Source organism: Dapis hubbardiae BLCC-M172, from assembly GCF_050016015.1.
Lineage (GTDB): Bacteria > Cyanobacteriota > Cyanobacteriia > Cyanobacteriales > Microcoleaceae > Trichodesmium.
The window spans coordinates 4,601-26,609 of sequence record NZ_JBNHEQ010000001.1; the positions used below are offsets into that span (position 1 = coordinate 4,601).

The 22,009-nt window shown below is 36.1% G+C and carries 13 protein-coding genes; 8 read left to right on the plus strand and 5 right to left on the minus strand.

The window, feature by feature from the left end:
* Window positions 1-225: 225 nt before the first annotated feature.
* Together ACP6PK_RS00020 and ACP6PK_RS00025 are read right to left on the minus strand one after the other, a co-directional pair.
* On the minus strand, window positions 226-1,308 hold the full coding sequence (locus ACP6PK_RS00020; protein ID WP_094671920.1) for an ATP-dependent 6-phosphofructokinase: 1,083 nt from the start codon (window positions 1,306-1,308) through the stop codon (window positions 226-228).
* Window positions 1,309-2,002: 694 nt separating this feature from the next.
* Entirely contained in the window at window positions 2,003-2,926 is a 924-nt protein-coding gene (locus tag ACP6PK_RS00025) for a nucleoside hydrolase (RefSeq protein ID WP_426556681.1), read from the minus strand.
* A 1,113-nt stretch (window positions 2,927-4,039) separates the two neighbouring features.
* Between ACP6PK_RS00025 and ACP6PK_RS00030 the strand changes: the two genes are divergently transcribed.
* The 4 genes from ACP6PK_RS00030 (at window position 4,040) to ACP6PK_RS00045 (ending at window position 11,314) form a co-directional block, all read left to right on the plus strand.
* Window positions 4,040-4,960 carry a 2OG-Fe(II) oxygenase gene (locus tag ACP6PK_RS00030; protein ID WP_426556682.1) on the plus strand — a complete coding sequence of 307 codons (921 nt, stop codon included), beginning with the start codon at window positions 4,040-4,042 and terminating at the stop codon, window positions 4,958-4,960.
* Between the two features lie 1,833 nt (window positions 4,961-6,793).
* Complete coding sequence (locus tag ACP6PK_RS00035; RefSeq protein ID WP_426556684.1) at window positions 6,794-6,916, plus strand: hypothetical protein; 123 nt, start codon at window positions 6,794-6,796, stop codon at window positions 6,914-6,916.
* Between the two features lie 236 nt (window positions 6,917-7,152).
* Window positions 7,153-7,365: a DUF6464 family protein gene (locus ACP6PK_RS00040; protein WP_426556686.1), complete on the plus strand. Its 213-nt coding sequence runs from the start codon at window positions 7,153-7,155 to the stop codon at window positions 7,363-7,365.
* A gap of 433 nt (window positions 7,366-7,798) precedes the next feature.
* Window positions 7,799-11,314, plus strand: a complete 3,516-nt coding sequence (locus ACP6PK_RS00045; protein WP_426556688.1) for a choice-of-anchor I family protein — start codon at window positions 7,799-7,801, stop codon at window positions 11,312-11,314.
* 1,197 nt (window positions 11,315-12,511) lie between these two features.
* Here ACP6PK_RS00045 and ACP6PK_RS00050 read toward each other — a convergent pair.
* Window positions 12,512-13,141 (minus strand): hypothetical protein, encoded by a 630-nt coding sequence (locus tag ACP6PK_RS00050; protein ID WP_426556690.1) that lies wholly within the window; start codon window positions 13,139-13,141, stop codon window positions 12,512-12,514.
* Window positions 13,142-13,401: 260 nt separating this feature from the next.
* On the opposite strand from ACP6PK_RS00050, the gene ACP6PK_RS00055 reads away from it, so the two are divergent.
* Complete coding sequence (locus ACP6PK_RS00055; RefSeq protein WP_094672236.1) at window positions 13,402-14,076, plus strand: DUF2301 domain-containing membrane protein; 675 nt, start codon at window positions 13,402-13,404, stop codon at window positions 14,074-14,076.
* Between the two features lie 109 nt (window positions 14,077-14,185).
* Window positions 14,186-14,869 (plus strand): YdcF family protein, encoded by a 684-nt coding sequence (locus ACP6PK_RS00060; protein ID WP_426556692.1) that lies wholly within the window; start codon window positions 14,186-14,188, stop codon window positions 14,867-14,869.
* 760 nt (window positions 14,870-15,629) lie between these two features.
* Here ACP6PK_RS00060 and ACP6PK_RS00065 read toward each other — a convergent pair.
* On the minus strand, window positions 15,630-16,592 hold the full coding sequence (locus tag ACP6PK_RS00065) for an aldo/keto reductase (RefSeq protein ID WP_426556713.1): 963 nt from the start codon (window positions 16,590-16,592) through the stop codon (window positions 15,630-15,632).
* A gap of 1,061 nt (window positions 16,593-17,653) precedes the next feature.
* On the minus strand, window positions 17,654-18,526 hold the full coding sequence (locus ACP6PK_RS00070; protein WP_426556694.1) for a tetratricopeptide repeat protein: 873 nt from the start codon (window positions 18,524-18,526) through the stop codon (window positions 17,654-17,656).
* 281 nt (window positions 18,527-18,807) lie between these two features.
* Between ACP6PK_RS00070 and ACP6PK_RS00075 the strand changes: the two genes are divergently transcribed.
* Both ACP6PK_RS00075 and ACP6PK_RS00080 read left to right on the plus strand, forming a co-directional pair.
* Window positions 18,808-19,791 (plus strand): hypothetical protein, encoded by a 984-nt coding sequence (locus ACP6PK_RS00075; RefSeq protein ID WP_094671840.1) that lies wholly within the window; start codon window positions 18,808-18,810, stop codon window positions 19,789-19,791.
* A gap of 14 nt (window positions 19,792-19,805) precedes the next feature.
* Window positions 19,806-21,995 carry a glycosyltransferase gene (locus tag ACP6PK_RS00080; protein ID WP_426556697.1) on the plus strand — a complete coding sequence of 730 codons (2,190 nt, stop codon included), beginning with the start codon at window positions 19,806-19,808 and terminating at the stop codon, window positions 21,993-21,995.
* The last annotated feature ends 14 nt before the right edge of the window (window positions 21,996-22,009 follow it).

Sequence of the window (22,009 nt, forward strand, 5' to 3'; positions counted from 1 at the left end):
GGGATGAAGGTTTTCACAATGGTATGAAGAGGGTTTGGAGACCAAACCCCTACGGTGATGTTTTCTCATTTTTTTGGGGTGAGGTGTCAGACCCCAAACTGTAACGTTATAGTTTTTGAGATTTTGGGATGAAGGTTTTCACAATGGTATGAAGAGGGTTTGGAGACCAAACCCCTACGGAAGTAAATTCAAAAATCCTAAATTTTTTGCATTGTGCAACACTGTTTAATCTCCCAAACAAATACCCATACTCCTAGCAGTTTTCACCAAAGTATCATTAGGATCTACTGCTCTGTACTTAGCGATCGCTTCTTCAATAGGAACACTGACAACTTGTCGATTTTGCCAAGTTACCATCTGGTCATATTTTCCTTCTGCAATCAGGTCTACTGCTGCCACTCCAAAAGCTGAAGCAACTAAGCGATCGGTAGGAGAAGGAACACCACCCCGTTGAACATGACCTAAAACCGTAACACGAGTTTCCGCACCACTACAAGCAGAGATTTTATCTGCTAGATATTGCCCAATACCCCCATATCGAGATTTACCGAATAAATCATCTTGTGTCACCGCCTCCCCTGCTTCAGTCTGCACCGCCTCTGCTACAACGACCAAAGAGTAATTTTTTCCTAAATCCTGACGTTTGCGGATATAGTGACAAATGTTATCTATTTTGTAAGGAATTTCCGGAATCAAAATCACATCCGCACCACCAGCAATACCAGCATTTAGGGCAATATGTCCGGCATCTCGCCCCATTACTTCTAAAATTATCACTCGGCTATGACTAGCAGCAGTAAAATGTAAGCGGTCTAGTGCTTCTGTGGCAATTTTTACAGCAGTATTAAAACCAATAGACAGTTCAGTACAGTTGACATCATTATCAATGGTTTTGGGGATACCCACTAGATTCAAGTTTCCTTGTTGAGCAAGTTTACGGAGGATAGCCAGACTACCATCGCCTCCAATACCAATTAAAGCATCAAGTTTTAGTAAATGATAACCCTCAATAATTTCTTGAGAGCGATCGTGCAAACTACCATCTGGCATTGGAAAGGCAAAAGGGTCGCCTTTATTTGTAGTGCCTAAAATTGTCCCACCCGATATCAGTAATGGGTCAATTTTTTCAATCTCTAGTTTGATTGTTTTTGGCGGACGTTGCATCAATCCCTGAGTAGCTTCACGAATCCCTAAAACTTCCCAACTATAGGTTCCTACTGCATGACACACCACTGCTCGAATTGCGGGGTTTAAACCTGCACAATCTCCACCACTGGTAAGGATACCAATACGTTTGTGCTCTACCATAATTATAATTTTATCTACATCTACATATAGAATATGAATTTTTGACAGTTTCAACTATAATCTGAAAACTGCCGATTCTAATTTTACCAATCAATTGTCAGTATTTCTATGGTTTTTCACATTAATTAACTATAGTCAAACTAAATTTTATCTTTGTATATTAACTTAATCTAAATAAGTCTATTAAGTATTCATAAATATTAAGTAGAGCCAGCTAAAAAAAAGAGGTTGCAGCCTTTAGCTATCAAACACATCAAGCAACGGATATAACTGACTTTTGCTCTAATTTAAAATTTGATATATAACGCACAAAATTTACCAAGCTCTACTGATAAGCTATAATTTATTATCCAACTAACTATAAATATTTTTGTTAATATTTGATAATTGACTACCATATTTATGTTGAGATGTTCAGGATTTTAATTGTCAATCCCAATAATCAGGTAATATGGTGATTCTCCGTTTAGTTTCTAGGCTTTTTCACTTTTCTATTATATCCTTAAATAAATGGTTATTAGCTTACAAGGATAATATTTTAACAGGAAAGGTTGATTTACTTATTAAATACTCATAAATAAAAGCCGTAGAAACACTCTGGAACTATAAAAATCAACAAAGAACTTATTGAATTTATTCAACAATATCTTCAAGGTAATTATTAATTATTAATTATTAATTATTAATTATATTTCTACCGCGCCCATTGTTGGAGGATATAATCATAAAAACTCTCCCTATCTACTTGTTCCATTGCCATAATTTTTCGCCCACCAGTTTCTACTTTTATCCGACCTTGACTGACACCTTTTGTAATAACTACAGTTTCCCATTCTTTCAGTTCATAAAATTCTGGATGTGCTAAATAAGAAGTTGCTAAAACATCCCAAAAATAATAATCTTGAGAAATTGCCAGCGCATAACATTGTCCGGCAAAATCAGAAATAGGATACTTTCTTTGCCTACCTAATTTACGAGAAAATTCAGAAGTTAGAGGTACATTATTAGAAATATCCAACGAGCAAAGTACAATGGGAATTTGAGTTTGCCATACTCTCTCAATGGCAAACGGGTCCCAATAAGCATTCCATTCAGCAGACATATCTTGACCAGGTTCCATATCTTTACTCACATTTCCAGGTACATTCAATGCACCACCCATCCAGACAATTTCTTGAATTTTTGACTCAATTTCTGGAGAAATATCTAAAGCTGTAGCGACAGTTGTTAAAGGACCAGTTACCATTAATGTTACAGGTTCCGGTGCTGATTTTAAAACTCGTACCATGAAATTTTGACCAGGTTCAGAAACTAAAATAGTATCAATATTTTCCTTCTCATTTAAAATTGGAAAATGGTCAACCGCAAAAGAATCTCTTCTAAATAAAACCGGAAAAGGATTAACGCCACGCACTGTACTTTCTGCAACTGGAACATCAGAACAACCCATTAAATCTAAAATTTTTCTAGTGGCACTAATTGCAGGTTCAATATAACAATCAGCAGGTGTTACAATTACTCCTAAAGGTTGAACATTTTCCATAGTCATTAGTAAAACAGTGGAGAGAAAATCATCTACAGCACCGTCATGATCCATCACTACAAGTTTTTTGGACATAGATATTAAAAATTAGATTTCAATCGGAATTATACCAATTCCCAAAAGTAGTGCTATACTTGGGGAATACTTCAGTTATCCACTAATTAGTACCAGTATAACCACTTTTTTGTTGATTTTAGCTAGGTTAATGTTAATTATTACTCTTTTTACTTCTCCCCCACTCCCCTACTCCCCTACTCCCCTGCTCAATAAAATGTAGAAAAGTTTTTGATAAATGGTATTATATAGGGTTCCTTAGTAAGTTTAAGGTAGAATAAGTTATCTGCTCAACCAAGACAAGGATAGAAAAGTAAAAAAAGCTGATAATGGATAATATCATGTCTGGATGATTAGTGATAAAAAAGTTTTTGTTTGTATAGGAATTCTGAATAGGTTGTAATATTTTACCGGAAAATTAAGGTATAAAGCCTCTCCATTCATGGATAAAAAAGCGGTTGTTTGCGGAGCAGTCCGTTAGGATGGGATGGCGTTAGCGGAGCGGCTTTGCAAGAGCGGGTCTCCTGCTCTTAACAGAGCCACTCCGTTAACGCCATATCCAATCAACCAAGAGAAGAAAAAATAATTCCTTTTAGACAATCCTCTTCTTTATAAGAAGAGGTAATTATTAATTATTAATTATTATAGCGGTTTTCACAAAGGTAGACTACAAAACTTCTTCCTTCTTCTTCCTTGTTCCTTATTCCTTGTTCCTTATTCCTTGTTCCTTATTCCTTGTTCCTTCTTCCTTTAAACCCAAATCCCTGTACTCTATATTAATGAAAACTGCTATAATTATTGAACGTAGGGGTTTGGAAACCAAACCCCTTATCACTTGGGTTTGGAGACCAAACCCCTACTGTTTTTTTCTCGCAAATCATTTCATATTGCTCAAGCCCTACTATAGCAATATCTATAACTTTTTGCTCAAGCCCTACTACGAGCTTTAATTATAACTATTTAACCGGACATGATATAACTGTTAACTTCTATGTGATTTTAGGATAAATTTAGACATATCCTTGAGAATTCAATATTAATTTAACTATCTACATATATCTCATCTACAAATCAATAAGATAAACTATTAAGGTAAAGCATCATCAAACCTCTAGTAAATTATCGAATTTCATTATGTACACAGAACCAAAAGTAAACAAAAGTAGCAATTTTAATCATCACAATATTGTTGCCACAGAAAGAGTCAAAAAATTACTGCTCCAGTCAATTGATACTTTAGAAGAAATTCTCAAAAATCAACAACTTCCGGCACAAGAACGAGCAACAGTAGCCCTAAAAATTCTAGAAATGACAGGTCTTTTATCTCAGCAAAATAATCCTTCACCAGCTACATTAGTATCCGAAGCTAAACAACAACTCAATGAAATACAGACAAATAATTTAGGCACAATATTCTCTACTAAAGCACCGCCAAAAATACAAGTAAAACCTAATTTTTTATCTGCTGATTATGTGGAAATTACCAACTTATTATTACCTGAAGATAATCAAAAAGCCATAGAAGAGGCAATTGAAAAACGAGACCAATATATTGAATCAACCACAACAACTAAAGCAGATAAATATCGCCAATCTTATGTACTATTTTCACAATACTTTCCTGAGTTATCAGCACTTATTCAAAGCAAAGTATTAGAAACATTGCCAGAAGTATTAACCAAACTCAATTTTCGTCCCTTCGAGATATCAGAAATTGAAGTGCAATTAACGGCACATAATGATGGATGTTATTACAAAATTCATAACGATGCAGGTAGTGAAAAAACTGCTAGTAGAGAACTTACTTATGTTTATTATTTTTATCAAGAACCTAAAGCTTTTTCTGGGGGTGAACTGAGAATTTATGATACTGAATTGAAAGGTGGTGGAGCAATAACTCATCAGAATTATAAAACTATTACACCTGCTAATAATTCAATTGTGTTTTTTAATAGTCGTTGCCGACATGAAGTAATGCCTGTAGTTTGTCCTTCCAAAGCATTTGAACATAGTCGGTTTACTGTTAATGGTTGGATTAGAAGATTGGTCTCTTGAAAAAAGAGTCATATAATATCCGGTTGAACAGTTATTGTATAGTAGGAGAGTAGGGGAGGAAGAAAGTAGGTTCATTAATTGATAATTGATAATTGATAATTGATAATTACCTCTCCCTTTTAGGGAGAGGATTGACACTAATCAGGAAAAAATTTATTTTTTTTCCCCTTTCAAGGGGAGGCTTTTAACCTCAATTATTTAATTAATAATTATTAATTATTAATTACCCGGTAATAGGGGGGAGATTTGCCACTGAAATTGTGAGGATAAGTTTTTTTGATTTCATTACAGACTTGATCTATTTTACTTCAGTACAAATAATATCATTTCCGTTAGTATCGTTTGTGTAAAAGCAGGAAAAATATCTACCTTATGTAAGGTTTTTCCTTATATTAAAGCTTCTCTCCTAGATAACTAAAGCCTTCTTCTTTCTTCCTTATTCCTTACCGAATAATTAATAATTAATATAGAAATTTTAAATAGGTTGCGGGTAATTAAAAAGTCAATAAAAAAGTTGAAACTCTCACCTGTTTCCTATTGCCTGTTCCTTGCTCCTTGTTCCCTAAAAAGCAGTAAGATTTTTGTCACGAATAAAATAGGATTGCTATAGTTAATAATTAATAATTAAGAGTTGATAGTCAATTAATTATTCATTCAACAATTCACGCCTTGAAGCCTACCATTGTATCGGCTGTCAACGACATGAACATTGTTAATTACTGAATTTCCCTATACAATACCGATGCTACCGGATATAATATAATTTTTTTCGCTAGTTTTTTGCCAACTCAACCATCACTCAATATTCCCTCTTCTTATGGAGTGGGAATATTTTTTTCTGTTTTGCCAATTATTGAGAGATTATTTATATTAAATACCAAACATAATGCTATTTTTGAATTTCCTCATTATCTCATCTCCCTATTAGTAATACCATTTCTCAAAAACTTTTCTATATTTGATTGAAGTAGGGGAGTAGGGGAGTGTAGGGACGTTTTGCTAACGCAAAGCTCCGCTTTATATGTCGGCGACAGCCGAAGTGCGTAATTAGGAGCATTCCGTCAGGAAAGTTGTGCGCCAGCAAAACGCTGCGCGACATGTTTGCGGAGCATTCCGGAACCGAAAACGCATTTTTGCCTGTGCAACGTCCGTACAAACAAGAATAATTAATGCTAAAATTGCTCTTTTCTAACAAAAAAGTAATTATCTTAGTTTAATTACTTAATAACTGAAGTTTTATCCAACTATAGCGTTAATGCATGAGAATTGGTATAACATTAACCTATTTGGAATTTATTTACGACTGATAAGCGACCTGCTAACTGCGATAATTATTATATACAACTTGAATATTTCTTATTCCGTAAAGAAAAAAAAAAATGATTTTGCGTAAAATCTAGCTTTTTATCTGAAGAGTAATTTATACAACCCTATGAGTTATTAAATAGCTAATAATTATTCGGAGCTAATTCATATACATTGATTAGTCATGAATTAAAATTTACCTATTCATATAACTGTACTTTTAGTAATTGATAATTAGAGTTTTTACCGAAATAATTAATAATTAAACAATTAAATAATTAGACCATTCAGGTTTAAAGCCTCCCCTTTCAAGGGGAAAAAAATAAATATGCATCCCCCTTTGTGTCAATCCTCTCCCTAAAAGGGAGAGGTAATTATCAATTATCAATTATCAATTATCAATTAATGAAGATCCACTTTCCATTATCAATTATTCATTATTCATAGGTGATTTATATGTACCATAAATTTTATTTTGTGCTATGGGCATTATTCATAGTATTAATCATTGGATTGCCGAATATGAAAATGAAAAATAATCTCCAAGTAAAACATTTTGATGAATTGGCAGAAGAAATTTTTCATCAGTTTGTTAGTCGCTCCAATGAAGATCCACCTGTTCCTTATAAAGAAGGAACAAGTCGTGGTTAAATAAACTCGATTATTTCCAATTTTCCGATAAATTTATGTTTGGGTATTCAATTGAGGAGTTTGCCATTAACAAGCTTTTAGGTACTTTATCTAATCTAGGGAACAGCTAAAAATAATTAGTAACAGTGAAAGCCACTTGTTCCTTAAATCTCATGTAGTTGAAATAGACAAGCAGTTTAATATTTTATTATGGTATATTTAAGTATGAAAATTAACAATAAAAATAAATTTAAAAAATGACAAACTTAGGAATGGAAAGAATGAGACTACAATCTCATAGTCATATCAAAAGACTAATTGCATACCATCAACAAAAATTAAATTTATTAGCCAAAACTACTGACCGGAAAGCGACCTGCATTTATAACGCTCATTCTCCATTTTTGCTTTGTGCAGTTAACCCAAACGGAAATTGCGACCAATGTCATCATTATCAACCACAAAAATAGTGATTTAGATAACACGAATTTGAGAAAAAGGTCAATTATTAATTAGGGTTTGCTGAAAAAGTCTTATGGGTGAGGATAGGAGTCAGGAGTCAGGAGGAATGGGTATGGGAGCGAGGAGACAGGAGGAAGAATTATAAGAGTGATCTGTCTGCCATAGTCAACCTAAAATCCTCACTTTATGCAGCTCTTTAGAACGAAAACCTTGTACTTTTTCAAGACCTAAAAAGGCTAAAACTTTTATCTGTCAATCCTTTTATATTTAATCAGCAAGCCCTAATTACTTAACCAGGCGATCGCCTATGGTAGTTGACAATTCCTTGATTATATGTTTACAAACCAAGTTTTATTTTTAATTAGATAATTAAACTTTTCTTAAAGATAAGCTGGTAATATACCTTCGGTGCATTAAACATATATACAACTAGGAAGATTAATGACTGACCCAAAACTCCGAGTATTAGGTACTTTTGAAACAGGGCTTTTCGATGAAAGTGCTGCTGAAATTACAGCTTATGACCGCAATACACAAAGAGTGTTTGTTGTCAATGCCAATAGTGCCACTATTGATGTATTAGACATTAGCGACCCCACTAACCCGACTCGTATAAATCAAATAAATGTTTCCCCTTTCGGTGCAGGTGCTAATAGTGTTGCAGTTAATGACAATGGTCTTGTAGCAGTAGCAGTTGAAGCTAGCATCAAACAAGACCCAGGTTCAGTTGTCTTCTTTAATGCTGATGGCACTGTACTCAATCAAGTTACGGTGGGTGCATTACCAGATATGCTGACCTTTACCTCGGATGGGACAAAGGTGTTGGTGGCAAATGAAGGGGAACCCAACGATGACTACAGTAATGACCCAGAAGGTTCCGTTAGTATTATTGACATTTCTACTGGAATAAACAATTTAACTCAAGCAAATGTCTCTACCGCTGACTTTGAAGCTTTCATTGGTCGGGAAGAAGAATTGCGTAACAAAGGCGTGCGGATCTACGGACCTGGGTCAAATGCAGCTCAAGACCTAGAACCAGAATTTATCGCTGTCTCTGCTGATGACACCACAGCATTTGTAACTCTGCAAGAAAATAATGCCGTAGCAGTAGTAGATATTAACAATGAAGAAATTGTAGATGTTCTACCATTGGGAGTAAAAGACTACAGTCGCGGTCTTCCTAACCTGAGACGATTTGAGTTTTCAGACCTGCCACTTCTTGGTACAACTGAAGGAGATGAAGATATTTTCCTGGGTGGTTTATCCGGACTATGGCTTGAGGGTGAGGACGAAAACGGCAACTTACAATTTGTCACCGTACCAGACCGGGGACCTAATGGCGCACCCACAGATGTAGACGGTGACGGCGCTAATGAAAGACCATTTGCTTTGCCAGACTATCAAGCAAGAATTGTCCGCTTTACATTAGATGAAAGCAGTGGTGATATTGATATAACTGACCAAATTCTCCTAACCAGGCAAGATGGTACCACTCCCATCACAGGTTTACCTAATATTCCAGTAGTAGACGAGGAACCAGTAGACCTTTTTGGCAACCTCCTAGAATACGATCCCTTTGGTGCAGACATGGAAGGTATTGTCATCAGCCCTACTGATGGCACTTTCTGGACTGTAGATGAATATCGCCCCGCCATTTACAACTTTGATACTGATGGTTCACTTATAAACCGTTTTGTACCTGAAGGAACAGGAGCATTAGCAGGAGAAGCAGCAGGAACTTTTGGTACAGAAACCCTACCAGCAGAATATTCTGAGCGTCGCCGGAACCGTGGTTTTGAAGCTCTTGCTCTGGATACACAGGAAGGTATTCTCTACAGCTTTATTCAAACACCTCTAGAAAATCCCGATCGGAACACTTCTAACAATTCTAGTATCATCCGAATGTTAGGTATTGACCCAAGTAATGGAGAACCCGTAGCAGAATATGTCTATCTCCTAGAAAAACCAACTTTAGATCCGGACGATCCTACTCAATTAGTTGATAAAATGGGAGATGCTGTCTATGACCCAGACACTGGTAAATTCTTTGTTGTAGAAAGAGACTCCTCTGTTACTGCGACAGGCAAAAAGTTTATCTTTGAAATAGACCTCACAGGTGCAACTAATTTACTTGCTGACGGTGCGCCAAGTTTACCAGACGGTCAAACCCTAGAACAACAAACTGCAGATGATTTAGCAGCATTAGGTATTCAAGCAGTTAATAAAGTTAAAGTAACTAACCTACCTTCCATTGGTTATACTGCTGGAGACAAAGTAGAAGGTATATCATTACTACCAGATGGAAGGTTAGCGGTACTCAATGATAATGACTTCAGTCTCCTAGATGAACAAATTGATAGTGATGGTAGTGTTCCTCTCAGTCCCGAACCAGTACCAGTAGTTCTAGGTGTAATTGATTTCTCAACACTAACTAATGAAATCGATCCTAGCGATCAAGATGGTGGAATTAATTTCAACAACTGGCCTGTTTTTGGGTTATTGCAACCAGATAGTATTGCCTCCTTTGATATAGAAGGTGAGACCTACTATGTTACAGCAGATGAAGGAGATGTCAGAGAGTATGATGCTCTAAATGAAGAAGCAGAGGTAGGAGATGATGATTATGTACTCGATCCCGATGTTTTTGACGTTGCTGCACTTAATGATCCTGCCGCTTTAGGTAATCTGAGGGTGACAAACCGAGATGGGGATATTGATGGTGATGGTGACTTCGATCAAATCTTTGCTAATGGTGGTCGCTCTTTCAGTGTTTGGGATAGTGCTGGTAACAGGGTTTTCAACAGTGGCGATGCTTTTGAAAAAATTACTGCAGAACAAATACCAGATAACTTCAATTCTGACCGGGACGAAAATACTTTTGATACTCGGAGCGATAACTTTGGTCCTGAACCTGAAGCCATAGCTACAGGAGTTGTAGACGGTACACCCTATGCTTTTATTGGTCTAGAACGCACAGGGGGAATCATGGTTTATGATGTTAGTGAGCCCAATGAACCAAGGTTTGTCGAATATTTTAATAACCGTGACTTCTCTGTTGAATTTGATACTAATGAAGATGGTGACCCTGATCCAACCCCAGAGCAACTTGAAGCAGCAGGAGATTTAGGACCGGAAGGTTTTGCGTTTATCTCCGCAGAAGATAGTCCGAATGGAGAACCGTTATTAGTAGTTGGTAATGAAATTAGTGGTACTACTACTGTTTATGAGTTTTCTCCAAACCAAACTATCACAGGAACTCCAGGAGCTGATAACCTGAGTGGTGGTACTGGTAACGACAATATTGATGGTCTTGGTGGTAATGATACTCTCAGTGGTCTGGGTGGTAGCGATACTATTAATGGTGCTGCTGGGAACGATGAGATTAATGGCAACCGTGGTGATGACTATGTTAGTGGTGGAAATGGTAATGACCGTGTGAATGGTGGTTTGGAAAACGATACTATTTTTGGCGGTAATGGTGATGATACCTTAATTGGTCGTTTGGGTAATGATCGGATGTTAGGAGGTAATGGGGAAGATATTCTCACTGGTGGTCAAGGTCGCGATCGCCTGAATGGTGGTGCGGGTGATGATACCCTGACTGGTGGGGCGAGTATTGACCGCTTTATTTTTGCTGCCAATAGCGAATTTAGTCAAGCGGACTTAGGGATAGATGAAATTACAGACTTCAACCCAGACTTAGATTTGATTCTGCTTGACTTGACGACTTTCACAGAAATTACCACTGCTTCTGGTGGAAATATTGGGGATGAGTTTGCTATCGTAGAAAGTAATGGTGATGCTGCTACCAGTGACGCTATTATTGTTTATAATTCTACTAATGGTGCTTTATTCTACAATGCTAATGGTAGTGGGAATGATTTTGGAGATGGCGGTCAGTTTGCCACTCTAACTGCTTCTCCTACTCTCACAGCGGAGGATTTTGTTATCAGATAAGATTTCTATCTTGTCAAGACTGATTAAGCAACTTTAGCAGTTTTAATTTCAGTAGACCAAAGTAGGGAGTTTCGATTAAACTTCCCTACAATAATTACTGGTATAGCAATTAGGAATGATTTATGAGATATTTCAGAACGATTAAGATAAATCAAAATCCTTCCATATTCTGATATAGAATGCGGTTATATAGTATATGTTTATAATTCTATAATTAACTTCAATCTCCCTTACTCCCCTACTCCCCTACTCCCCTACTCCCCACCCCCAACTATACAATAACTATTCAACCGGATTTTATATGACTCCTGACTCCTGACTCCTAAGTACTGCTAAAATCTCACAACTGAAATATGATTGCTATATATCCAGATAATATCACATTTTGTTGCATGAAAGTATATAGCTGCCGCACTTGCTCGGCATATGTATAGCAGTCGAAGCAAAGAGCGCGGACATTTCTAAATCCTGAAATCCTTTGACAGTTTACTATTCCCTCCATACCTATTCCCTATTCCCGACTCAAGTAGCGCTATGCAATAATAACGTGCGGAAACTGCTGTAACTATTGGACAATAGATGAATAGAACATCAATGTGGATGTGGGAGGGGGCTGAAACTTTTGCAAATTAAAGCTTTGAGGTTTAATTTGCCAACCCTAACTATTGGACAATAGATGAATAGAACATCAATAATTGCGAAAGAGACCGATATAGCTGCCGCACTTGAAAAGCCTTTTCCTGACGGAATGCTCCGCAAACATGTCGGCGACAGCCGAAACGCTTTCTCAGCAGAGCAATAACTATTGTCCAATAGATGAATAGAACATCAATAAATTGCGAAAAAGAGGGATATAGCTGCGGAATGGATGCTCTATCGCTACTTTCATCCAACAAAGCCTTTTCTCTCCTAACTACTGTAGGGGCAATTTCCGTGCCGGAATGCCCCGCAAACGCGTTTACGAAGTATTCCGTAGGAAATTGCCCCTACTACTATTTATAAGTATTCAAGCAAACATAATATTATTTGCTATTTTGCTATTTTAGAGTATCTATATATAAAATCATGTCCGGATAATTAGCAATAAAAAAACTTTCTCCTCTTTGTACATTAAAACTCTCTTATCTTCACTTCTGACTCCTGACTCCTAGCTATTTATTTATAACAATAACTACAACCAGACATGGTATAACAACTTCACTCACAATAAGTAAAAAACCACATCGAATAATCTTCTAATAATTCACCATTAATAGAATCTTCTACAACAGTTTCTAAATCAGCTAGTGGCAATGTAAACTTTCGATTATCTGTAGTCCGTTCCAATACAGCAAAAATTCCGTATTCCACATCTAATATATTATCTAATTTTAACAGATTAAATTGATCTGTGTAAGATGGTTGTGTCTTTTTTAGCTTTTGATATTCTTTTTTACTTCCTGGACCCATTGTATAATGTTCTTCCCATTCAAATTCTTCCATACCTGTAACTAAACAAGGAATTGTCAGATTTTGCTTCAGATATTTTAAATACTTTTTTAAATTAGTCAGATTAACTTCTAGATTTGTAGTGCCGAGAATTTCCTCCAATTTTTGTTCAAAAACTTCCCAATGAATTTGTTCTGCTTCATCTTCTTTTTCCATCCCTTGAAAAGCACCTATCCGCTGTAAAAAATCTTCAATAGGTACAGTTATCGTTACATTTTCTCCACCATTCACTTTAGCATTTTTCGCTGATATAATAGTCTCATCAATTTCGATTGGTTTAAGGTTTCTGGTATCAGGTTGAGACTTATTTTTATTTTGTCGTTGATTAGATTTTGGCATAAAGTTGTTACCGAATAATTAAGGTTTAAAGCCTCTCCTTTAAAGGAGAAACAAGCGATAGAGGGATGGCGAGGAGACCTCGCCATATCCAATCGACCAAGAGAAGAAAAAATTTTCCTTTGAATCAATCCTCTCTTTGAAAAGAAGAGGTAATTATTAATTATTAATTATTAATTATTAATTGTTGAACTTATCCAGGTTTATGATTAAAGAATATATAGAATAAAAAAAATTCAGTTAATCTATCTTACGAGTAAACTATGACACAAATACTAGAATCTCCAGAACCAATAGTTTATCAAGGACAGTTCGGAGATTTTACCATAACTAAAAGCGATCGCCTGGGTGTAATTATTTACCGTACTGGCTTAATGATAGCTGCCCTTAGTTTTGCATTAGGCAGTGTCCTAGTCTTATGGCAAGGTAATAATCCAACCGTTATTCAAGCACTTACGCCCCTAATTGGCTGTTTTTGTCTAGCTTTAGGCATAAGTTTGGCCACTATTCATATTTATATGGCCACCTTACACAGAATACTCCAGCTATTTTGGCTAATAGGGGCCATTACCACGGTAATCTTAGCAATTAACAGTAGTGAGTCCCTTGCCTTAATAGTTTACAACAATCCAGTCACTATTTTTGGCGTAGGTTTTACCTTTGCTGCTTTAACTGGTATTTATTTCAAAGAAGCTTTTTGCTTTAACCGTCTAGAAACTAAGTTACTCACACCTTTAGTACCCTTTTTACTCCTGTCTCATTTAGTTGGTTTTTTATCAATTGAAATGAAAGAATTTTTATTAGGAATTTGGGCTTTTCTATTTATAATTTTTGCTATCCGAAAGGCATTTCAACCAATACCTCCAGATATTGGAGATAAGAGTGTTTTTGAATATTTACATCTAAAGAGGGAACAGGAAATAGGGAATAGGGAATAGTCAAAAAGGAAAAAAAATATTCTAAATTTACATCTCATTTGAAAATACTATACCGCAAGAATGTAGGGGTGAATGAGTATTCATCCCTACTGACTTCAGCTATATATGAATGTCACTGAAAAATAACCAACTAAAGCAATTCAAAAATCACCTATTAGAGTGGCTAGAAAAATTAACTTCAACAATTCAGTTATGGATATTAATTCTAGGATTAATTATCTTTCTGATTGTGATGTGCTGCTTTAATATTTATTCATTCTTAGCAGTAAACTCTCCTATAAAAGCTGATTTATTAATAGTTGAAGGTTGGATGTCAGACTATGCAGTAAAATCGGCGATCGCAGAATTTAATCGGGGTGCTTATCAAAAATTAATTACCACAGGTACCCCCATAGGTAAGGGATTTTATCTATCAGAATATGACAACTTTGCCGAACTAACAGCCGCAACTTTGATGATCTGGGGTGTCGATCCAGAGCGAGTAGTTGCTGTACCCACTCCTCAAGTTACCAAATATCGCACTACTGCTTCTGCTACAGCAGTGAAAGAATGGCTAGAAACTTCTAATCTCAAAGTAAGCTCTATCAATATCTATTCTTTAGGACCCCACGCTCGTCGTAGCTGGATGATTTATCGGAATGTTTTTAGTCCAGATATTCAGGTAGGTGTGATTGCTCTTGAACCCAAAGGTTATAACCCTCAGAAATGGTGGCACTCTAGTGAAGGTATGCGGACTGTTATTGGGGAAGCGATCGCTTATTTTTATACTCGCTTCGTTGACTGGAAATCCTGATTTATATCATGTCTGCTTAATGTAGTGGAGTGTCAAGTTTGACGGAGCAGTAGTGGATTATTTCATCTAAAATGGTACAATAGTAGGGGCGGGTTTCAACGGAAACTTTCATGCTTACTCTAAGATTTACATAAACCCGCCCCCTAGGACGGTGCGTGATATCATTGGGGGCGGGTTTATCTGACTAAATTTGAAAACTCGTTGTACGGACGTTGCACAGGCAAAAATGCGTTTTCCGTTCCGGAATGCTCCGCAAACATGTCGCGCAGCAAAACGTCCCTATGGTTAAACCCGCCCCTACAGAACCTGATTCCCTAATGCACTATTTTAGTTTAAACATTCCAGTAGGGTGCGTTAGACAGCTTACAATCACTCGCTGTCATGTATTGAAAAATCTGTCGTAACGCACCACTGAATATCTGTCACTCCACTACTAATAGATTCATATCATGTCCGGTAGCATCGGTCTTGTAAGGTAAGGGTAAGGAAGAAGGAAGAAGGAAGAAGAAAGAAGAAAGAAAGCTTTAGTTATCTAGGACAGAAGGGTTAAAAGCACAAAACAACTTAAATTTCCCATAGATATTAACGGTTAGGTTTACACGCTCCGATACCAGCGGACATGATATTATACCACATCCGGTTATTAAAAGTACCTTTTTCACCCATCCTCTATAACCATCTCCCCCTACTCCCCATTCCCCCATCTCCCTAAAAGGATACTCAATAAACCGTATTTAGTATCACTATCGCTGAAAGCTTGTTAAAAATCCCACATAACAGGGCGATCGTCTAAAGGATCGGTAACTATCCGCCCAATACCATCAATTTCTGCCAGCTCATCTTGAGATAATTTAACATCCGCAGCTTTAGCATTTGCCGTCGCTTGTTCCGCATTTCGCGCTCCAACAATAGCATTTGTCTGGGGTTGGGCAATTAACCAGGCGATCGCCAATTGAGCCATAGTGCATTGTTTAGCTTCGGCAATAGGGCGCAGTTTTTCTAAAGCTGTTTGCACTCGTTCGTAGTTTTCTTTAATATAAAATAATCTATTTTTAGCACGATGATCCCCTTCAGCAAATTTGTGGTCTGGTCCGAATTTACCTGTTAATAATCCTTGTGCTAAGGAAGAATAAGCAATAATAGAAATATTATTTTCAACACAGTAAGGCATTTCTGCTTTTTCTATTTTTCGCCAGAATAAAGAATAGGGTGGTTGTAAACTATCAATTTGACCATATTGAGATGCTTCTGCCATTTGTTCGCTAGAAAAATTAGAAATACCAATTGCTCTAATTTTACCCTGTTCTTTCAGTTTATTTAGAGCATTCATTGTTTGTTCAATTGGTACAATTTCACTGTTAAATGCACCTGATGGCCAATGAATTTGATAGAGGTCTATATAATCAGTATTAAGATTTTTCAGAGAGCGATCGCAAGCCTCTATTACTTGGTCATATTTGAGATGATTAACAAAAACTTTAGTCGCTAAAACCACTTGTTCTCGAACATCTCCCAATGCTTGAGCCACAATTCTTTCTGAGTAACCATTTCCATAAACTTCAGCAGTATCAATTGTGGTAATACCTGCATCAAAAGCAGCTCTAATTCCTTTAATAACCTCAGAATCTTCAATACCTGCCCACATATTTTTTCCTGCTTGCCATGTCCCCATAATAATTGGGGTAATTTTAATTTCAGATGTGCCTAATGTTCGCTTCTCCATCATCGTCTCCTCATTATTTTGACTACAAATATAGATATAACACATCGTGTATAAAGTCAAGATAAATAATTCATTTTAAAATATTAATGATGTTCTTAATGTTATAGATATTATTTGGCTTTTCAGTATATTTTGTGATGAGTAATGACTTGAATTTAGCCTAATACGAAGCGTGATAAGTGTTTGTTATAAATGGTAGGGAGGTTGCATGCAACCTCCCTACGAAAGAAGGAAGAAGCAAGAAAGCTTTAGTTATCTAGGACAGAAGGGATAAATATTTTAAAAAAGGTAAAAACGCGATTAGATAACTATCTAAAATTATAGCAGTTTTCATGTTTTTTAGAGTACAGAGATTTGAGTTTAAAGAAAGAAGGAAGAAGGAAGAAGTAATGCAAGTCATGAAGTGAAAACCGCTATAATTGGAGTAGCTATTTTTCAGGATCTCTGACCGACAGCTACCCTTTTGCAGCATTCTTTTTTTTAATTGGTATAAGCTCAAGGCTTACCGAAAAATTGGGTTTAAAGCCTCGCCCATAAGCGGACGACTTTTTAGTTGTTTTTTTTGAATGCATAGCATATGTTATATTTTTGTTATTGGTCGCCGGGAAGCAGTCCAAGACAAAAAACGGAGGCGGAGGCAAGCGTAAGACTTGCGTATAGAAGCCATTTGGTATCTTTCTAAAGATGTGGGTTTTTGGCTCAGGAGTCAGGAGTCAGGAGTCAGGAGTGAGAGAATATAGCAAAAAAGTAAAAAAATGCCCTCTTGTTTCACCATCTCCCCTACTCCTCTGCTCCCCCACTCCTCTACACTCAATCTATAATTTTAATAGATCCCTTCAGGGGTTCTATAGTGAAGGCAAGTCAGAAGTTAGAACTTCTAATAGAAAAGTAAAAACCTTAAACCTAAAGTAGATATTTCTTTAGCTTTTACACAAATGATATCAACGGACATGATATCAAATATTTCTCTTGTATATGAACTTTCTAGTTTTAGAATTTAAGCGATCGCTCCAGTGTCTTACCAGAGCGATCGCTATTTTTTATCGAAACTTTTCAGTCAGCTATTTCATTGATTCTGCTTTTTGGTAATATTCATTAGCTTTAGGAACGCGACCTTGCTGTGTCAAAACATCACCCATGAGAATATATAAACCACGTCCATCCGGGTTAAGTTTAATCGCCTTTTGATAATTATTAATAGCATTATCTAATAAACCCTTTTGTTGGTAAGCATAACCCAAATTTCGGAAAGCAGAGGCTAGATCGGGCTTTAGCTCTACTGCTTTTTCAAAACTACCGATCGCCTCATCAAACAAAGCAACTTCCATTTGTGCCTGACCTAACTTGATATATACCATCTCTTTCAGGTCTGGCTTTACTTGCAAAGCTTTCTTGTAAGAAGCGATCGCTTGTACAAACCTTTTTTGTTTTTGCATAGCATCACCTAGCTTAATATGAACTGGAGCAGGTAGATCTGGCTTTAGCTCCACTACTTTTTGATAAGCTACGATCGCCTCATTAGTCTGATTTATTTGCATTTCTGAAGAACCTAGTCTAGTCAAAATATCGCCTAACTCTTTGTAATCTCCAGGTTTTAGCTTAGTAGGTTCTAATTGTATTGCCTTCTGAAAATATCCTACAGCAGCATACAAATTATTTTGTTTTGCCGAAGCATTTGCTAATCGCAAATATGCTCCTACATTATTTGGGCGCAAAGAAATAATCTGATAACAACAGTTAACTACTTCTTGCCAATTTTCTTGCATAGTGTAGAGAGTAGTTAGCTGGTTTAAAGCCATTAAATTTTTAGGAGCTTGCTGTCTGGCGCTCTCAAATTCAGAGATTGCTTTCTCAACTAAACCTTGCTGTCTGAGTTCTTTACCCCGCTCTATACTTTCTGCTACTTTGTTAGTCTTTTTTACAGATGATTCCATGATTAAAGATTACTAAAATTACTCTATTTACTATAACATGATATTTCTGATTAGACATCTATCAATTAAGTAAATAATAAATAACTTCTGCGAATATTTTCAAAGATTTACGCCAAAGAATATTTAATTTCCGGATATATCTAGTCAGGAACAGAAAAAAGTAAAAATACTGATAAAAATAGATTTGTATTGTCCAGAGAAAATAATATTTTTTTATGACTAATTAATTAAAATCGCAGTCTATAAAAGAGTTTTTGCATGACGTTATAATCCTTGTTTTTATGACTAATTACCCACCAAGAATTAATATTGACTTATCGTGGAAACGCCAATACGGAACTCACAGATTTGGATGGTCTGGTGTATTGCGTAGTTTAGAACCTTTACATCATCAAAAAGGGGTTTTATTAGATGGTTTTATAGAAAGAAAGTTTTGTTGGGGTGGTAGTCCAGGAGAAGCTAAAAATAATCCTACTCCATATCAAGAGCCTTGGATTGGATTTATCCATGTTCCTCCTAGAGTTCCTAAATGGTTTGAGTACGAACAAGCTCCCCAAAGTATATTTGCTACTGAGTTATGGCAAGAAAGCCTTAAGTATTGTATCGGTTTATTCTGTTTATCAGAATATCATCAACATTGGCTGAAAAAAAGGTTGAATATACCAATTATTAAATTACTTCACCCTACAGAAACACCCGGGAAAACTTTTGATTTTGATAAATTTTTATCGAATAAAAATCGAAAAATAATTCAAATAGGTTGGTGGCTCCGGAGGTTAAATTCGATTTATTATTTGCCACAGAGCCAGATAAAAAAGGCTATTTTAATCAAAGACGATCTACAAATTCAGTCTTTGTTTGCTAAAGAAAAAGAAACCTTCAATTTATCTATAACTAATAATGATGTTGAGGTTATAAAATATTTAGCAAATGAAGACTATGATAATTTATTAACACAAAACATTGTTTACCTAGATTTGTATGACGCTAGTGCGAATAATGTTATAATTGAATGTATTGTTAGAAATACACCAATATTAGTTAATCCACTTCCAGCAGTTCAGGAGTATTTAGGAAAGGATTATCCTATGTATTTCAGCAACCGAAATGAAGCAGTGCAAAAAGCTAATGATTTGAGTTTAATCCGGGATACCCATGAATACTTACGAAAATATCCTATGAAAGCTAAATTAACCTTAGAATATTTTGTTAAATCATTAGCTGAATCAACAATTTATAAGTTACTAGCAAATTACGTTTACTAGGATTAATATTACTGATGAGAATTAACTGGTTTTGTCCCCTGCCACCAGAAAAAACTGATATTGCTCATTATACAAATCGCATATTAGCAGATTTACAAAAATATGCTGATATTGTTCTGTGGACAGATAAAGATGATTGGAGTCCAGAACTAACAAAATATGGTGAAGTCCGTCACTATCACCCCGATCTATTGCCTGATACTGAGATTAAAAAAGCTGATATTAATTTCTATAACATTGGTAATAATGCTGCATTTCACGGTTCTATCTGGAAAGTTAGTCAGCAATATCCAGGTATCGTCATTATCCATGATGTAAATTTACATTACCTTTTCACTACAATATTTCCAGAGTATTTGCAACCGGGAAGTCAGCAAGATGCTTACATTGACTTAATGGTTAGATGTTACGGTGTTTTTTGCAAGCAAGATATTGAGAAATTATTTGGGCATAATTTAACATGGAGTGTAGTTTCTGAGCGATATCCCCTAACTTTTGCAGCACTCGAAAATTCTTTAGGAGTAATACTTCATAATCACAACCCATTTACAATGGTGCAACAGGAACAGCGCTGGCCTGTTCTTTATGCTCCTTTACCCTATCCCTCCACACCTATATCCCCTGTTGTTAAAAATAGTTCCAGACAACGCCCACCCTATCAACTAATTATATTTGGTTATTTAGGAGGCACATATCGTCGGGTTCAATCAGTAATTGAAGCTTTAGGTACTTTACCAGAAAAGTCTCTGTTTCGCTTAGATATTTATGGGCAAGTTTGGGACAAAAATTATCTTGATGGTTTAATTGAGCGTTTCAACCTCCAAGAGCGGGTGACATTGCATGGTTGGGTAACTGAATCTACCTTAGATAATGCTTTGGCTAATGCTGACTTGGCAATTAATTTACGCTATCCTACTGGTGGGGAAGCATCAGGAAGTCAACTCCGGATCTGGAGTCATGGTTTACCTGCGTTGGTGACTCGCATTGGTTGGTATGCTCAAATACCAGAAAATGCTGTAGCTTTTGTCAATCACGATCACGAAATTGCAGATATTCAGCGACAACTACAAAATTTTGTTGCAGATCCTGCTAGTTTTGCCAGAATGGGAGAAAATGGTCGAGGTATATTGGCAACTGAACACAGTCCAGCATTGTATGCACAAAAAATTCTTAATTTTGCCAGGGAAGTTATAAGTTCTTCAGTAACTCTGGAGGTTACGACTAAACCACAAGTAAGTATAGTTATTTATGCCTACAATTGTAGTCAAAGTATCTCTCAAACTATAGAGAGTATTATGAAGCAAAGCTATGATGACTACGAAATTATTGTGGTAGATGATGGTTCAACAGATAACATTCGTAAAGCATTAGAACCCTACAAAAGTCAAATTCGGTATACGCGCTATCAAAATTATCAAGGAATTTCCGTAGCTCGTAATCAGGGAATTAATATGGCACGAGGTTGGTTGATCGTATTTTTGGATGGTAGCGATCGCCTACTCCCCCATCTCTTAGCTTCTCAAGTAGCTTGTTTTGATACTAATCCATCTTTGGGATGGGTTTGTGCAGGTTTCCGTTGGGTAAATGAACTTGGAGAAATGCTGACTGATGTTGAACCCTGGCATGATTTTCCGTTGTTAGATTGGGAAACTTTCCTGGTTTGTAAGCAATTGTATATGGGAGCAATGATGTTTGAGCGTGAATGGTTAGAGTGGGTAGGAGGTTTTAAAACAGAATTAAATTATGCACAAGAAATTGACTTACTATCTCGTTTGGCTTTAATAAATTGTTCTGGTGATTGGTCATACCAGGTTGCAGTTGAACGTTATCAGTCTCCAAAAGTTGATAGTGAAAATATATTAGCAATGGCGAAAGCTTCCGAAAGTGTATTAGACAATTTATTTCGTAATTCAGAATTACCAGAAAAGGCAAGTCGTAAAAAAGAGCGATCGCTCTATCATAATTTAGTCTGGTTTGCTTGGAACTTTTATCAAGCAGAAGAGTATCAATTAATGACTGAATATTTACAAAAGTCTTTGGCTTATACTAATTATTTTTTGGGAAAATCCATAACTAGCTTAGTCGAAAAATTCAAGTTTTATTCTCTTAAAGCGGGCTATAATTTTAATGCTTATAATTTCACTAAATTTCTCGACTTGATAGATTTGAAAAATATACATACAAAAACTATAGTAAAATACTAATCAAATAATTATCA

What these genes read in the sequence shown, in the direction of transcription:
- ACP6PK_RS00075 (WP_094671840.1), top strand. Translation starts at nt 18,808, where the DNA reads ATGACTAATTACCCACCAAGAATTAATATTGACTTATCGTGGAAACGC.
- ACP6PK_RS00070 (WP_426556694.1), bottom strand. Translation starts at nt 18,526, where the DNA reads ATGGAATCATCTGTAAAAAAGACTAACAAAGTAGCAGAAAGTATAGAG.
- ACP6PK_RS00055 (WP_094672236.1), top strand. Translation starts at nt 13,402, where the DNA reads ATGACACAAATACTAGAATCTCCAGAACCAATAGTTTATCAAGGACAG.
- ACP6PK_RS00035 (WP_426556684.1), top strand. Translation starts at nt 6,794, where the DNA reads ATGAAAAATAATCTCCAAGTAAAACATTTTGATGAATTGGCAGAAGAA.
- ACP6PK_RS00050 (WP_426556690.1), bottom strand. Translation starts at nt 13,141, where the DNA reads ATGCCAAAATCTAATCAACGACAAAATAAAAATAAGTCTCAACCTGAT.
- ACP6PK_RS00045 (WP_426556688.1), top strand. Translation starts at nt 7,799, where the DNA reads ATGACTGACCCAAAACTCCGAGTATTAGGTACTTTTGAAACAGGGCTT.
- ACP6PK_RS00080 (WP_426556697.1), top strand. Translation starts at nt 19,806, where the DNA reads ATGAGAATTAACTGGTTTTGTCCCCTGCCACCAGAAAAAACTGATATT.
- ACP6PK_RS00020 (WP_094671920.1), bottom strand. Translation starts at nt 1,308, where the DNA reads ATGGTAGAGCACAAACGTATTGGTATCCTTACCAGTGGTGGAGATTGT.
- ACP6PK_RS00025 (WP_426556681.1), bottom strand. Translation starts at nt 2,926, where the DNA reads ATGTCCAAAAAACTTGTAGTGATGGATCATGACGGTGCTGTAGATGAT.
- ACP6PK_RS00040 (WP_426556686.1), top strand. Translation starts at nt 7,153, where the DNA reads ATGACAAACTTAGGAATGGAAAGAATGAGACTACAATCTCATAGTCAT.
- ACP6PK_RS00065 (WP_426556713.1), bottom strand. Translation starts at nt 16,592, where the DNA reads ATGGAGAAGCGAACATTAGGCACATCTGAAATTAAAATTACCCCAATT.
- ACP6PK_RS00030 (WP_426556682.1), top strand. Translation starts at nt 4,040, where the DNA reads ATGTACACAGAACCAAAAGTAAACAAAAGTAGCAATTTTAATCATCAC.
- ACP6PK_RS00060 (WP_426556692.1), top strand. Translation starts at nt 14,186, where the DNA reads ATGTCACTGAAAAATAACCAACTAAAGCAATTCAAAAATCACCTATTA.